Genomic DNA, 13,423 nt, shown 5'->3' on the forward strand with positions numbered 1-13,423 from the left:
AGCCCAGCGGATATGAAATCAGGGTGTCACGTCCGGCCTCGTAGCGACCTCGCTGCTCACCCGACGCGCTCGTTCAAAATCAACCTCGTCTTCGTCCCGACAACCTCTTCGAGTTCACGCGCCTGCGTAATGAGTCCGTTGACCGCGTCTGTGTCAGCGGCGTCGACGACGACGACAATGTCCTCCTCCCCGGAAACCTGCCAGACGAAGTCGACCTCCTGCCAATCGGCGATACGGTCCGAGACCTCGGCCGTGTCGACGTTTACGTCGACGCTAACCTCGATCATCGCTTTCACGTTTCCGGTCCGCGTCGCGACGGTGAAACGCTCGATAACGCCGTCGTCGACCAGTCGTTCGACGCGGTTTCGCACAGTCCCTTCCGACGTACCGACCCGGTCCGCGATTTCCGTGTACGGGGTTCGGGCGTCCCGGCGGAGTATCGAAAGTATCTCTCTGTCGAGGTCGTCCATCGAGATGAGATAATATCACCGGTCGTGACTTGAGGATTGCGAAATTCGAAACTCGTCTTCGAAAGCAACCCTTATGGCCGACTATAGTATACGCATCTCGTAATGGCTGACGCATACGTGGCAATCGAAGGCGACCGCGTCATCGAGGCGCGCGCTCGCGCTCCGGGGACGGCCCGCGGCGAACTGGTCTTTACAACAGCGTACACCGGGTACGAGGAGAGTCTCACCGATCCGTCCTACGAGGAGCAGGTCCTGACGTTCTCCTATCCGCTCATCGGGAACTACGGCGTCCGAGAGGAGCGCTTCGAGTCCGACCGCGTCCACCCGCGCGCGGCCGTCGCCCGCGAGATGACCGACGATGTGGCCGAGTGGCTGGCATCAGAGGGCGTTCCCGCTGTCGACCATCTGGACACGCGCGACATCGTGACCGAAATCCGCGACGAGGGGGCGATGAAATGCGGCATCGCCGCCGGTCCGGACGTGACCGAGCAGGAAGCGCTCGACGAACTCCACGAGTGCAAGCACATGTCCGACCACACCGACATCGGCGCGCAGGTCTCCGTCGACGAGGTGGAGGTCCACAACGAGGGCGGCGACGGCGCGACGGTCGCGCTGGTCGACTGCGGTGCGAAGGGCTCTATCGTCGAGTCGCTTGTCGAACGCGACGCCGAGGTCCATGTCTTCCCGTACGACGCCAGCGAGGACGACGTAGCCGCCGTCGACCCGGACCTGCTGTTCATCTCGAACGGCCCGGGCGACCCACAGAACTTCGAGCAGGCCGGCGAACTCGTCGAGACCTACGTCGGTGACGTGCCGCTCGCCGGCATCTGTCTCGGCCAGCAGGTCGTCGCCAACGCGCTCGGCGGCGAGACCGAGAAGATGGAGTTCGGCCACCGCGGCGTGAATCAGCCCGTCCGTGACCTGCGCTCGAACCAGGTCGTGATGACGACCCAGAACCACGGCTACACCGTCGCCGACCCCGGCGACAAACTGGACGTGACTCAGGTCAACGTCAACGACGACACGCCGGAGGGGCTGGAGAACGACGACCTGAACATCATCACGCGCCAGTACCACCCCGAGGCCAACCCCGGCCCGCACGACTCGCTTGGCTTCTTCGACGATGTGCTGGGGATGGCGGGGGAATAGCGCGGTTCGGAGCGAGCAACGCGAGCGAGAACCGCGAGACGCGAACGGCGCAGCCGTGAGCGGGGAGAGCCCGAGCGTAGCGAGGGGTCTCCGAATGCCCGAGCGGGGAACGAAGTGCTCTGGGAACAGTAACGCGGTTTGCACGCGCCTGAGCCACGTCTTTCAGTCGCTGTCGTCGTCGATTGGCTGCCCGCGATAGTACGTCGTCTGGTCGCTGTCTTCGGTTTCGTGTGTGGTGTCTTGCGGTGCAACGGGGCGGCCGCGATACATCACCCGGTTGGCGGTGTCGTCGCCGTCGATTGCGTCCGGACGGTCCTGCTGGTGTGTCTCGATGAACTCGGCGGCCGCGTTGAGGGTTGCTTTGTCGGTCTTGCGGTGTACCCAGCAGTGGTACATTTTCCGTGGGGTGCGGAGCGCGAGGCGGTGCGCTCGGAACCCGGACTTGGTGGTGACGTCGGCGACCGACTCGTGTGGGATCTCGATGACATCGTCGTCCTCGGCTTTCCCAATGAGACAGAGGGTCCGGCGGCCGGTGACCAGAATGACTGTCCGGCGGTCGCCGACCGGTGAGTCGGTCTTGCGTTTCGTCCCGCGTCCGATGCCGCGCTTCCCGTTGGTCAGGAGATACGCCGGAGCTTCAGCCCCGTCGAGGTACGTCAGCGGTGGGTTGTTCAGCGGTGGTGACTCGGAGAAGCGACTCTTGTATCCAGCGAGGACTCCCGCCGTGACCGAATCACCGGGGGCCATCTCAGCGACTGTCTCCGCCCGCTTGATGACGTCCTCTCTCATCGACTTCCCGGAGCAGCGACAGCGATTGCAACGCGATCCATACAGCTAATGTCACAGCCCCGGAGATGAGTGTTACGAACGTGCCATTATTGGCGCAGAACAGGACATGTAGTCACCAATACCCCATTCATTACTATTTATAGCCACAATATCGACACAACAGTTATGAGATAGAATACTTGCTTCGATACGCAGAAAAAGCTGCGAAAGCACAGACACGCTATGACTCCTGCCTGACGCCTCTGAATTCGAACCGTGCACCGCCGTCGTCGCTTTCTGTCACGGACACCGACCAGTCGTGTGCTTCTGCGATCTCCTCGACGATAGCGAGCCCGAACCCGGTGCCTCCGTCAGTGGTGGTGTAGCCGCTCTCAAACACCATTTCGTGTTTTTCTGGCGGGATACCATCGCCATCATCGGCAACATAGAACCCTGAACCGTCGAGTTCACCGATTTTGACAGTGACGTCTGAGCCGCCGTGTGTCACGGCGTTGTTGATGAGATTTTCGAGGAGTTGACGAACGCGGCTCTCGTCGGCGTGGATTGGGCTTTCAGCCGGGATTTCGAGGGTAGCGTCGTCAGTCTTGACGGCCCGCCAGCAGGACCGTGCAGTCGATTCGAGGTCGAGCGGCTCCGTCTCCGACACTGTATCCCCCTCGCGGGCGAGGGTTAGCAGGTCCTCAATGAGCTCCTTCATGCGGTCGATTGCGCGGAAACAGCGGTCGAACTGCTCGTCCTCGCCGGTGTCTCTGGCAAGGGTGAGCGAACCTTCGAGGACGCCGAGCGGGTTCCGGAGGTCGTGACTGACGATGCTCGCAAACTCTTCGAGCCGGTCGTTCTGTCGCTCCAGTTCCTCGCGGTACTCGATCCGGTCAGAGATGTCCCGAGAAATGACAACAAGCCGAGTTACCGCCCCGTCAGCGAAGATCGGCGTTACCTGTGTTTCCCAGACACCGGTGGGGCCGAGGTCCCGCTCCTCGTATGTGATGGTCTCGCCAGCCGAGACACACCGCTCGTAGTGGTCAGCGATTCGCCGACCGATGTCCGGACCGGCGGCCTCGACCGGGGTCTGCCCGGTCAGCGAGTCGGTGTCGAATCCGGTCTGGCGTTCGTAGGCCTCGTTCGTCCGGACGTAGCGGAACGTTGGACCATCTGCCGACCTCTCGATGTCGACGAGCGCGATAGCGTCGTTCGTGTTCTCGAACACCGCCTCGTACTCGTCAGTGAGTCGGGCCAGTTCCTGTTCGCGCCGTTTCTGGTCGGTGATGTCGGTCGCGACGACACAGAGAGCGTAGGGCTCGCCGTCCTCGTCGAGTATCGGTGTCTTCCGCGTCAGATGTGTCCGATCTGTCCCGTCGACAGGGATCACCGTTTCGACTTCGACGGTCTCTTTCTGTTCGAGGGCCCGCTGATCGTCGGCGTGGGTCTGCTCCGCGATGTGGTCCGGGAGAATATCGTAATCGGACATTCCGACGACGGACTCGTCGTCGTCGATCCCGTAGAGGTCACGGGCCGCGCTGTTGATGAACAGAAATCGACTATCGGTGTCTTTCATCAGGATGTAGGTCGGGGCTGTGTCGAGAATGACCTGGAGTTTGCGGCTCGTGTCTTCGAGTTCCTGTTTCCGCTCTTTGTGGTCGGTCACGTCCTGATGGATCCCCACTGCACGGACCGGGTCGCCGTTCTCGTCGCGTTCGAACACCTTGCCGATGTCGCGGATCCACCGGTACTCACCGGTGGCCGTCCTGAGCCGGTGGTCACATTCGTAGATCTCCGTCTCGCCGTCGAGATGGGCGTTCAGCGCCTCGTATGTTTGCTCGCGGTCCTCCGGGTGTATCAGTTCGTCCCAGGTGTCGACCGTGGGTTCGAGTTCGTCCAGCGAGTACCCGAGCATGTCGGCCCACCGCTCGTCGAAGGTGACCGCGTCCGTCTTGACGTTCCAGTCCCAGACGCCGAGTTCGGCACCTTCGAGCGCGAGTTCGTGCCGCTCTGTGAGCGTTCTGAGTTCTTGCTGCCGGTCGAGTCTGGAAAGCGCCTCCTCGGTGTTCGCAGCGAGGGTTCGCATCAGCGAGACCGATGCGTCCTCGAACGCGGCGGCGTCAGTCGAGCCGGCGACCAGCACGCCGTGGTCGCCCAGCGGGAGTAGTATCTCGCTGCTGATGTCGGTGTCGGGGTTGTAGCGGTCAGGGTGAGTGGAGATATCGTCGAAGACGCGCTGTTCACCGGAGTCGAACACCTCCCAGACGAGACTGTCACCCTCGCTAAACGTCGGGTGCTCGCCGATACTCGCCTGTGCCTGGTCGGTCGCCGCGGCCGGTCTGAGAAGGTCGGCTGACTCGTCGGCGAGAAAGACAGCGCTGAGCGGCAGTCCGAGCAGGTCGCGTGCGGTTTCGACGACCAGTGCGGCGACATCCTCGCGAGACTCGGCGTGCATCAGCTCCCGCGTTGTGTCGTGCAACGCCTCGATGCGCTGCTGTCGCCGCCGACGCTCCGTTATCTCCTGAAACTGTGAGAATATCGCGACAGTCTCTCCGTTCTCTCGGATGATGCGGTTGTGCCACTCACAGACAATCTGCTCACCGTTACCGGTCTCGATATCGAGTACCGTATAGTAGCCGCCGCTGCCTTCCTGCAGGGCCGTGATCGTCTCTTCGACTGCATCCCGCGACGAGTCCGGAACGAGCGTCTCAAATCCCGTGCCGACGAGCGCCGACTCCGCTCGCTGCAGGATTTCTTCGCCTTTCTCGTTGACCTGCGCCACCTCAAAGCTCTCGTCCCACTCGATGACGCCGAGCGGCGACTTATCGATAAACAGCGAGAGTCGCTTCCGGCTCGCGTCCAGTGCTTGCTGTGATCGGTACTGCTCGACCGCGTTAGTGATGCGGTTGGCGAGAATCGTGTACTGGTCAGTCCCCTGCTGCTTCTGGAGGTAGTCAGTCACACCGGCCGAAATGGCCTCACTGGCCACTTCCTCGGAACCTTTCCCAGTAAAGAGGATGAACGGGAGGTCTTCATCGACAGCCCGGACAGATTCCAGAAATTCGATGCCGTCCTGCCCGGGCATATCGAAATCGGAGACGACACAGTCGATTGGTTCTTCGCTGAGCCGGGTGAGTCCCTCGTTCGCCGACGTTGCCGAGACCACGTCGAACCGGTCGTCGGTACGGCTGAGAAACGCTGCCGTCATCGACGCGAACTCGGGGTCGTCCTCGACGTGGAGGACACGTACGGCATCGGCCATGAATGATACATGGGCGGGTCCAACGAATAAGTATTTGTGCCCGTCTGTTCGAGTGATCGGAATCAGTGCTACCGCAATGAGCGACCTGTCCCTGACGGGCGGTCGGGTTACTCAGCGCCCCACTCGCGCTGGGTCTTTGGCCGCTCGTCAATGGCCTGTACAGCGAGTGGCTGGTCGGCGGAGTTGATCGCTTCAAGCGCCGCCTCAGCGCTCTCGTGGGTCGAGAAGTACGTCACCGTCTCCTCGACACAGGCTTCAAGCACGTCGCGGTCGCGGGAGAGGACGAGGTCGACCTCGCCGCTCTGGATGGCGTCGATGATGGCGTCGGTGTCCTCGTAGTCGTCGAAGTCCCGCACGTCGAAGTGCTCCTCGAAGCCGAGGATGGGCAGGTCGACGATGGCCGTGCCTTCGAGCGGGATTGCCTTGCCGACGGCCATCTGGGCCTTCTGGTAGGCCTTGCCGAAGGAGCCGGCGGTGCCCATGACCTCGCCGGTGGATTTCATCTCGGGGCCGAGACGAGGGTCCGAACCCGGCAGGCGGTCGAACGGCAGGACGACCTCCTTGACAGAGACCTGCTCGGGAATCTGCTCCTGCACGTCAAGGTCGGACAGCGACGCGCCGGACATCACCTTGGCGGCGATTTTGGCGATTGGGACGCCGGCGGTCTTGGAGATGAACGGGACAGTGCGCGAGGAGCGCGGGTTCGCTTCGAGGACGAACACCTCGCCGTCACGCACCGCCAGCTGGACGTTCAGCAGGCCGACCGTATCCAGCGCGTCGGCGATGTCCTCGACGACCTCGCGGATGCGGGGCATCACGTCCTTGATTTCCTGGGAGCGGGGCGGAATCATGCAGGCCGAGTCCCCGGAGTGGACGCCGGCGGTTTCGACGTGTTCCATCACGCCGCCGATGAGGATGTCGTCCTCGTCGGCGACAGCGTCGACGTCCAGTTCGACGGCGTCGGCGAGGAACTCGTCGACGAGAATCGGCTTGTCCGGGCTCACGCGGACGGCCTCCTCGATGTACGTTTCGAGGTCGTCGTCGTTGTAGACAACGTCCATCGCGCGGCCGCCGAGCACGTAGCTCGGGCGCACGAGGACCGGGTAGCCGATGTCGTGGGCCAGGTCCAGCGCCTCCTCCTTGGAGGTCGCGGAGCCGCCCTCGGCCTGTGAGATGCCGAGTTCGTCCATCAGTTTGTTGAAGCGGTCGCGGTCCTCGGCGAGGTCCATCGCGTCGACGGACGTGCCCATAATCTCACAGTCGAGGTCGCGGCGCTTGAGTTCCTGTTCGAGCGGGTGGCCGATGTCGACGGAGGTCTGGCCGCCGAACTGGACCATCACGCCGTCGGCGTTGGTCGCCTCGATGACGTCGGCGACCTCCTCGGCGGTGACCGGCTCGAAGAACAGCCCGTCGGAGGTGTCGTAGTCGGTCGAGACCGTCTCGGGGTTGTTGTTGACGACGTGGGCGTCGATGCCCAGTTCCTCCAGCGCGCGGACGGCGTGGACCGAGCAGTAGTCGAACTCCACGCCCTGCCCGATGCGGATGGGGCCGCCGCCGACGACGACGACGCTCTCTAGGTCGGGGTCTATCTGGAGTTCGTTGCGGTCGATGCCCGACAGCGGGTCTCGCGTCGAGTAGTAGTACGGCGTCGTCGCCTCGAACTCGCCGGCGCAGGTGTCGACGAGCTTGAAGTCGCGGTCGGTCGTGTCCGTCTCGACGTTCTCGATCTGCACACCGCTACCGTCGGTCGCCGCCTCGACTTCCGGCTCGTCGCCGCCGTCTTGGTCAAGGTCGGCCGGGAGCCAGGAGACGTGCGTGTCGTTGAACTCGCCGCCGGCCAGCGCGGTTATCTCTTGGTCGGTGAAGCCGGCCTGTGCAGCGGTCTCGTAGTCACCATCGCGGGCGGCCTCGGCGGCGTCGGCGACCTCCTTGAACCGCTCGACGTACCACTCCTTGATGTCGGTGATGTCGACGACTTCCTCGACGGTGTAGCCGCGACAGAACGCCTCGAACATCGCGTACGGGCGGTCCGGCGTCGGCTTCTCGAGGTACTCCGTTTCCAGTTCCGCGTCGGCTATCTCGTCGAAGTCCGCGGCCGGATTGTACTCCGAGGAGCGAAGCGCCTTCAGCAGGCTCTCGGGGAAGGTCCGCCCGATTGACATCGCCTCGCCGGTCGATTTCATCGCCGTCGAAAGCTCGAACTCGGTGTCCTGGAACTTGTCGATGGGCCAGCGTGGCACCTTCGTCACGACGTAGTCGATGGCCGGCTCGAAGGCGGCGGTCGTCTCGCCGGTAATCTCGTTGTCGATTTCGTGGAGCCGTTTGCCGAGCGCGACCTTCGCTGTCACGCGGGCGATGGGGTAGCCGGTCGCCTTCGAGGCCAGCGCCGAGGAGCGGGAGACGCGGGGGTTGACCTCGACGACACGGTACTCGCCGCCGGGCGTGCCGTCGTCGTGCCAAGCGAACTGGATGTTACAGCCGCCCTGGATGCCGAGGTCGCGGATGACCTTCAGCGCGGAGTCGCGCATCTCCTGGTGGCCCTCGTCGGGGATGACCTGCGAGGGCGTGACGACCGTCGACTCCCCGGTGTGGATGCCCATCGGGTCGATGTTCTCCATGTTGCAGATGATGATACAGGAGTCGTCGGCGTCGCGCATCACCTCGTACTCGAGTTCGACCCAGCCCGAGATGGACTCGGTGATGAGCACCTCGTTGTTACGCGAGAGGCGCAGGCCCTTCCGGACCCGTTCGATGAGTTCGTCCATCTCGTCGACGACGCCGGAGCCGGAGCCACCCAGGGTGTACGTCGTGCGTGCGATGACGGGGAGGCCCCCGACCTCGTCGACGGCGGCTTCGACGCGGTCCACGAGCGACTCCTCGTCCAGGTCGGTGACCGACTCGCCCTCGTCAAGCGTGATGGTCGTCGAGCGCGGCACCGGCTCGCCGATGTCCTCCATCCGCTGTTTGAACAGGTCGCGGTCCTCCGTCGCGTAGATAGTGTCCAGTGGCGTCCCCATCACGTCCACGTCGTACTCGTCGAGGACGCCCTCCTCGGCGAGTTCGGCCGTGACGTTCAGGCCGGTCTGGCCGCCCAGACCGGCGATGACGCCGTCGGGGTTTTCCTTTCGGATGATCTCAGAGATGGCCTCAGTGTTGATGGGTTCGAGATACACCTTGTCCGCCATCTCCGGGTCAGTCATAATCGTCGCCGGGTTCGAGTTCACGAGCACGACGCGGGCACCCTCTTCCTGGAGGGCGCGACACGCCTGTGCGCCGGAGTAGTCGAACTCGGCCGCCTGGCCGATCTTGATCGGGCCGCTGCCGATGAGCAGGATTGTACGGTCCTCGTCCGCTGTCATTGTACGAGCGGAGTCTATACATCGTAATAAGCCCGGCGAAAGGATGCGAAGCTCGAAGCCTAATTTCGAATATCGTAACACCTGAGCGGCACACGGAAGACACTCTTAGAGATGTGTACCAAGAGAGGATTCGAGCGGTAGCGTTGCTGAATCCGGTCAGTTGTCGCGGTCGGGAACACGATACCGATAGGGCTGGCCCTGAATGACCTCGACCTCGCCGGACTGGGCACGACGGCCCAAGACTGTCGCAACGCGGTGAGCGCTCCCGACCGCCTCGTCGTGTTCCTCCAGCAAGTCACAGATCTCGCGGGCCGTCAGTGTGCTGTCAGCGTCGGCTTCTTCGAGCACTGTCAGGATGCGCTCGAACTCTCCCTCACGCATAGCCATACACAGTCACAACACCGCAACTACCATATAACACCGTCAGACAACAGTCAGACGGCTGATTTCGGGAAATCAGCCGACGGCGGCGCGTCGCTGGCTGTCGGACAGGACAGGGTCGTTGTCTGTCGCGTTCCCCCAGCGCTTTCGGACCCACGTCGGTCTGGAGACGGCTGTCTCGCCGATCGCGGAGTACCTGATCTCGTAACTGACCCGAGCCTTTCTGGAACGATCCCAGTACGAGACAGTGAACGACTGGACGAGTCCGTCCGGCCGGACAGTCGCTTGCACGCTGTAATTGTCGGCCGGTTCGAACGCCGCAGGGGGCTCCGTGGCTGTGAGTATCACGGGACAGGTGTCACAGCCGTCCCTCGGCCGCTTGACGCTGACGTTCGTTGCGAGATATGCTTCGATGAGCCGAGCGGGATCAGGGTCGAGCAGCTCGCGGACCGGGGTTGGCCGCCTCGTTGCGCTCCATGCACCCTGTGCACGTTCGTCGTAGACATAGCGCCGATTCCGGGTGTTGTACACTCGCTTGGTGTAATTTTTGTTGATGATTTCGGTCCGAAACTGATAGCGATACCTGTCTTCGACGACGAAGCTGACGATTTGAGTCCCCCATTCCAGCGAGAGCCGCATCCCCAGCACGTACGAGCGGTTCCGGGTCGCGCGCCGGTGGCCCGCCGCGAGTCGCCTGGCGTCGACAGCGTTCTCGGTCACAGCGGGGACGGCCCGGCTGTCCTGTGGCTGCTCTGGGACCGGAACCGGGGTTACCGTCTGTCGTTCCGCCCCGCCGAAGGCTCCGCAGCCGGTCAAAAGCACGAGTACGAGCAGGACCGCGAGACGACCTGCCATATGTGGGTGTGTGAGTGCACCACACTAAGTACTCAGGTCGGTGTCTGTTTCAGATAGCGGTGTCCGATCGGCCGTCGAAGTCACGCTCGTCGCGGTACTGCTCGACGAACGCGTCGACGTCGAACTGGAGCATCTGCTCCTCGAACTCCGCCATCACCTCGTCGTCCTCGGCGTGGCTGATGGCGTGTTCCATCAGTTCCACGAGCAGTTCGACGACGATTTCGTGCAGGCGACGGGAGTCGAAGTCGCTTACCCACGCAAGCGAGAACCCGACCGACCCGTCCTCACTGGTGTCGGCGGCGACGACCTTTTCGGGGAACTCCTCCATCACGACACCCATCAGGTGAACGGTGGTGAACTCGTCGTAGTCGTCGTTGGTCTCGATGGTCGCGTGCAGCACCTCGGTGAGAAACTCCGGCACGAAGCGTGCCAGCGGGTGCGGGTCGAGCACGACGGCGTGTGTCTTCCCGCAGTCACACGCGAACTCCCGCATGCCCAGATGGAGGTCATGCGTGTCGACAAGTTCGCCACAGGCCAGTTCGAGTTCGGACTCGCGCCCGCCGGGCACGCGCGGTTCAGCCATTACTTGAGATTGGTCGTTCGCGTGGTTAAAGGCCGCGATACGAACTACAGTGGTTCAGAGCCCGCCGATAGACGCTGTTTCCTGTGTGTAGCTGGACTCCGTTGCTTGGAGGTACGCCACGGTCGTCACAGCGATGGAGAAGACGCTGACGACACTTGAGAAGACAGTCGAGACCGTCGTCAAGACCATCGGCGGCAACGGAACCGGGAGGAAACTGAAGCCGCCTCCAAGAACGAGTCCGAGCACCGAGAGAACAACGGCCAGGACAAACGTAGCGAGGAGGTTGTCGATGACGACACTAACACTGTTGCTGATAGACTCGATAACGCCGCTGTCGTTCAGTGCAATTTCCTGTCGGACAAAGAAAAACAGGAGTGCAAACACCAGTCCGGGAATGACGAGCAGAATAATGCCGATCCCCACTGCGATAGTGGTGAGAATGCCGGCTACGATTGCGACTGCAACGGTCTTCCCGAGCCGCCGGCCCACATTGTCGGGAATCGGTTCACGGTCACCGCTGGCAAAGGCACGGATTGCGACAACATTCAGCGCCTCGTTGACGACAAGCAGCACGAGCGCACCGACGCCAGCAACTGCAAGCGGCAGGTCGAGTGCCAGTGGTGTCCCACCAGCCATTGCCGCCTGATTTACCTGTGCATCGCTCGGCAATTGCCCCAGAAACAGCTCTGTGAACGCCTGCGAAAGCGACGCCCAGACGACAGAGCTGAGTAATCCGTAGACGATGAATACGCCGGCAAACACCGCCCCGCGTTCACTGAGTAGTTCGTCGATACCGTCTTGGAAGGCACGGCCGATTTGGAGGGCCATACACAGTACCCCTGATGGGGGAGACATAAAGCTGAATAAATGTTTTTGAGCTAAACACCGCCCGGTCGACGGCCCGAAACCAGTATCAAGAGGGCACGCGAGTCCAGCTCTCAGAACTCGTCGTCCCGGTCCGCCCGCACCTGCAGGTACGCGTCCGTAATCACTGCGAGACTGAACGCCTGCACTGGTGCGTTCAACACCATTGACGCGACCTGCAGCACCGACTGGGACGGTAAGTCAAACGAGCCGGGGAGGAACACCGAAATAACTGACGCCGTAGACGGGATGCCCGGGATGATCCCGAGAAGCAACAGGAGAAACAGAAGCACGATGATCTGTGCCGGGGCATCCATGAACCGCGCGACGCAGTGCTTGAGCGTGTCGACGTAACCGCCGTCGTACAGGGCAATCGACTGCAGCAGGTAGACGAAGGCGAGACCGACGATCAGAGACAGGAGACCGCCAAGAAGACCAGCTAGTCCCCCAAGCAGCAGACGCCCGCTGACGTTCAGCGCGGTCGAACTCATCGAGGCTGCGAACGTGACGACTGCGACGCCGCCACCGAGGACGGCGGCCATAACGGCCCGCTCGGACGTATTCTCGTCCATGATCTCCTGTGGCTCGGTGAAGAGCCTGATCCCCCAGAATTTGACGAGCTGGCCGACAACCAGAAACAGGAGGACCATCACGACGGCAACCGGCAATGCGATATCAAGACTGAACGGCCCGGTGAAATCTGACACCGAAAACCCCGGTGCACCTGCCCCGGCGGAGCCGCCCGGCCCAGCGGGACCGCCCATGTCCATCACTTCGTCGAACAGCGCTTCGGTGAACGAAGAGTTTGCGACAGTGTTCCCGAGGTTGAACAGGAGGAAAACGCCAGTAACAAGGAGTCCGTCCTCACTGAGGAGGGTATCGAGACCGCTACGCAAGGCATCGCCGATCTGGAGGGCCATATCTTCAGTCGCTCTCCGGGAAAATATAAAACTAGTCGAAGCGTAGATTCCCGCCGACAGCGGGAGTGTGTCGCCTACGGCCAGTCGTCGCGCGCCTCGTCCTCGTCGGTTGTCGCGTCCGGTGTCTCCGGGTCGCCGAGGTCCCACTCGGCCGCCTCCGCGGCCTGCGTGACCGGGAGGTACTCCCAGCCCGCCGCTTCGGCGAGGTCGGCGTCCTCGTCGTCCGCACCGACGAAGACGTGCCGGTCGGTGTCGAACTGCTCTTTGACGTTTTCGAGACTCTCCTCGCGGCCGCGCGGGCCGGAGAAGAAGTCCTGTCTGATCCGGTGTTTCCGGGTGAAGTTGGTCACGACGTAGGTGGGCTGTTCGGAGATGACGCCGACGTACTCGGACCACTGGCGCGCGTCGTTGAACACGCTGTCAGGGTAGGCCAGTTGCTTGAGGGCGTCAAGGTCGAACGCGAGTGTCATATCGCCGCTGCCGCCATCCATACGCGACTCTCCGCTTTAGGGCGAAAAAAGAGCGTCGTTCTCCCGCGGGCAGTTACTCACGATTCTTGTCCGCCTGCGCGAGCCTGTCGGCCTCCTCTCGCACCGCCGCCATCTCGCCGGTAGCCTGTGGGTTGCCTTGACCGTGCCCATGATTGACCGACGCATCGAGCAACGAGCCGGCAAAGCCGCCGCTGTCGTCGCTTGGTTCGTCTGCCTCACCTGACTGGTCGCCCCGGCGGGTGAGCCAGGCAACGGCGCGGGGAAGGGCGTCACGCATGTGCGTCGCTACGTCAGCAGTGCGTAAAAATATCGGTGTCGACT

At 62.6% G+C, this 13,423-nt stretch carries 12 protein-coding genes; 1 reads left to right on the plus strand and 11 read right to left on the minus strand.

The window, feature by feature from the left end; translation table 11 throughout:
• Nucleotides 1-56: 56 nt before the first annotated feature.
• Nucleotides 57-470 carry an Lrp/AsnC family transcriptional regulator gene (locus DVK00_RS10550; RefSeq protein WP_004518577.1) on the minus strand — a complete coding sequence of 138 codons (414 nt, stop codon included), beginning with the start codon at nt 468-470 and terminating at the stop codon, nt 57-59.
• Between the two features lie 102 nt (nt 471-572).
• On the opposite strand from DVK00_RS10550, the gene carA reads away from it, so the two are divergent.
• Nucleotides 573-1,619 (plus strand): glutamine-hydrolyzing carbamoyl-phosphate synthase small subunit, encoded by a 1,047-nt coding sequence (gene carA / locus DVK00_RS10555; RefSeq protein ID WP_121577693.1) that lies wholly within the window; start codon nt 573-575, stop codon nt 1,617-1,619.
• Between the two features lie 162 nt (nt 1,620-1,781).
• Here the strand turns inward: carA and DVK00_RS10560 are convergent, their stop codons facing one another.
• The 10 genes from DVK00_RS10560 to DVK00_RS10605 form a co-directional block, all read right to left on the minus strand.
• Nucleotides 1,782-2,408 (minus strand): PH domain-containing protein, encoded by a 627-nt coding sequence (locus DVK00_RS10560; protein ID WP_101349317.1) that lies wholly within the window; start codon nt 2,406-2,408, stop codon nt 1,782-1,784.
• Between the two features lie 220 nt (nt 2,409-2,628).
• Nucleotides 2,629-5,649, minus strand: coding sequence for a PAS domain S-box protein (locus DVK00_RS10565; RefSeq protein ID WP_121577694.1), 3,021 nt, complete (start codon nt 5,647-5,649; stop codon nt 2,629-2,631).
• 107 nt (nt 5,650-5,756) lie between these two features.
• Nucleotides 5,757-9,008, minus strand: a complete 3,252-nt coding sequence (carB, locus tag DVK00_RS10570) for a carbamoyl-phosphate synthase large subunit (RefSeq protein ID WP_121577695.1) — start codon at nt 9,006-9,008, stop codon at nt 5,757-5,759.
• Nucleotides 9,009-9,164: 156 nt separating this feature from the next.
• Nucleotides 9,165-9,395 (minus strand): hypothetical protein, encoded by a 231-nt coding sequence (locus DVK00_RS10575; protein ID WP_101349314.1) that lies wholly within the window; start codon nt 9,393-9,395, stop codon nt 9,165-9,167.
• 69 nt (nt 9,396-9,464) lie between these two features.
• On the minus strand, nt 9,465-10,244 hold the full coding sequence (locus DVK00_RS10580; RefSeq protein ID WP_121577696.1) for a hypothetical protein: 780 nt from the start codon (nt 10,242-10,244) through the stop codon (nt 9,465-9,467).
• 49 nt (nt 10,245-10,293) lie between these two features.
• Nucleotides 10,294-10,827 (minus strand): DUF5815 family protein, encoded by a 534-nt coding sequence (locus tag DVK00_RS10585; protein ID WP_101349312.1) that lies wholly within the window; start codon nt 10,825-10,827, stop codon nt 10,294-10,296.
• 54 nt (nt 10,828-10,881) lie between these two features.
• A complete protein-coding gene (locus DVK00_RS10590; protein WP_101349311.1) occupies nt 10,882-11,655 on the minus strand; it encodes a hypothetical protein in 774 nt (257 codons plus the stop codon).
• Nucleotides 11,656-11,765: 110 nt separating this feature from the next.
• Nucleotides 11,766-12,611 (minus strand): hypothetical protein, encoded by an 846-nt coding sequence (locus tag DVK00_RS10595; protein ID WP_101349310.1) that lies wholly within the window; start codon nt 12,609-12,611, stop codon nt 11,766-11,768.
• A gap of 74 nt (nt 12,612-12,685) precedes the next feature.
• Entirely contained in the window at nt 12,686-13,102 is a 417-nt protein-coding gene (locus DVK00_RS10600; protein ID WP_101349309.1) for a hypothetical protein, read from the minus strand.
• A gap of 52 nt (nt 13,103-13,154) precedes the next feature.
• Nucleotides 13,155-13,379: a hypothetical protein gene (locus DVK00_RS10605; RefSeq protein ID WP_101349308.1), complete on the minus strand. Its 225-nt coding sequence runs from the start codon at nt 13,377-13,379 to the stop codon at nt 13,155-13,157.
• Between the last annotated feature and the right edge of the window lie 44 nt (nt 13,380-13,423).

The sequence above is a fragment of the Haloarcula sp. Atlit-47R genome (assembly GCF_003665985.1).
In the GTDB taxonomy this organism is placed as follows: Archaea; Halobacteriota; Halobacteria; order Halobacteriales; family Haloarculaceae; genus Haloarcula; species Haloarcula taiwanensis.

Excerpts from the sequence above, each read along its gene's own strand:
- DVK00_RS10595 (WP_101349310.1), bottom strand. The coding sequence starts at position 12,611 with ATGGCCCTCCAGATCGGCGATGCCTTGCGTAGCGGTCTCGATACCCTC.
- DVK00_RS10565 (WP_121577694.1), bottom strand. The coding sequence starts at position 5,649 with ATGGCCGATGCCGTACGTGTCCTCCACGTCGAGGACGACCCCGAGTTC.
- DVK00_RS10550 (WP_004518577.1), bottom strand. The coding sequence starts at position 470 with ATGGACGACCTCGACAGAGAGATACTTTCGATACTCCGCCGGGACGCC.
- carB (WP_121577695.1), bottom strand. The coding sequence starts at position 9,008 with ATGACAGCGGACGAGGACCGTACAATCCTGCTCATCGGCAGCGGCCCG.
- DVK00_RS10580 (WP_121577696.1), bottom strand. The coding sequence starts at position 10,244 with ATGGCAGGTCGTCTCGCGGTCCTGCTCGTACTCGTGCTTTTGACCGGC.
- DVK00_RS10605 (WP_101349308.1), bottom strand. The coding sequence starts at position 13,379 with ATGCGTGACGCCCTTCCCCGCGCCGTTGCCTGGCTCACCCGCCGGGGC.
- DVK00_RS10575 (WP_101349314.1), bottom strand. The coding sequence starts at position 9,395 with ATGGCTATGCGTGAGGGAGAGTTCGAGCGCATCCTGACAGTGCTCGAA.
- DVK00_RS10560 (WP_101349317.1), bottom strand. The coding sequence starts at position 2,408 with ATGAGAGAGGACGTCATCAAGCGGGCGGAGACAGTCGCTGAGATGGCC.
- DVK00_RS10585 (WP_101349312.1), bottom strand. The coding sequence starts at position 10,827 with ATGGCTGAACCGCGCGTGCCCGGCGGGCGCGAGTCCGAACTCGAACTG.
- carA (WP_121577693.1), top strand. The coding sequence starts at position 573 with ATGGCTGACGCATACGTGGCAATCGAAGGCGACCGCGTCATCGAGGCG.
- DVK00_RS10600 (WP_101349309.1), bottom strand. The coding sequence starts at position 13,102 with ATGGATGGCGGCAGCGGCGATATGACACTCGCGTTCGACCTTGACGCC.
- DVK00_RS10590 (WP_101349311.1), bottom strand. The coding sequence starts at position 11,655 with ATGGCCCTCCAAATCGGCCGTGCCTTCCAAGACGGTATCGACGAACTA.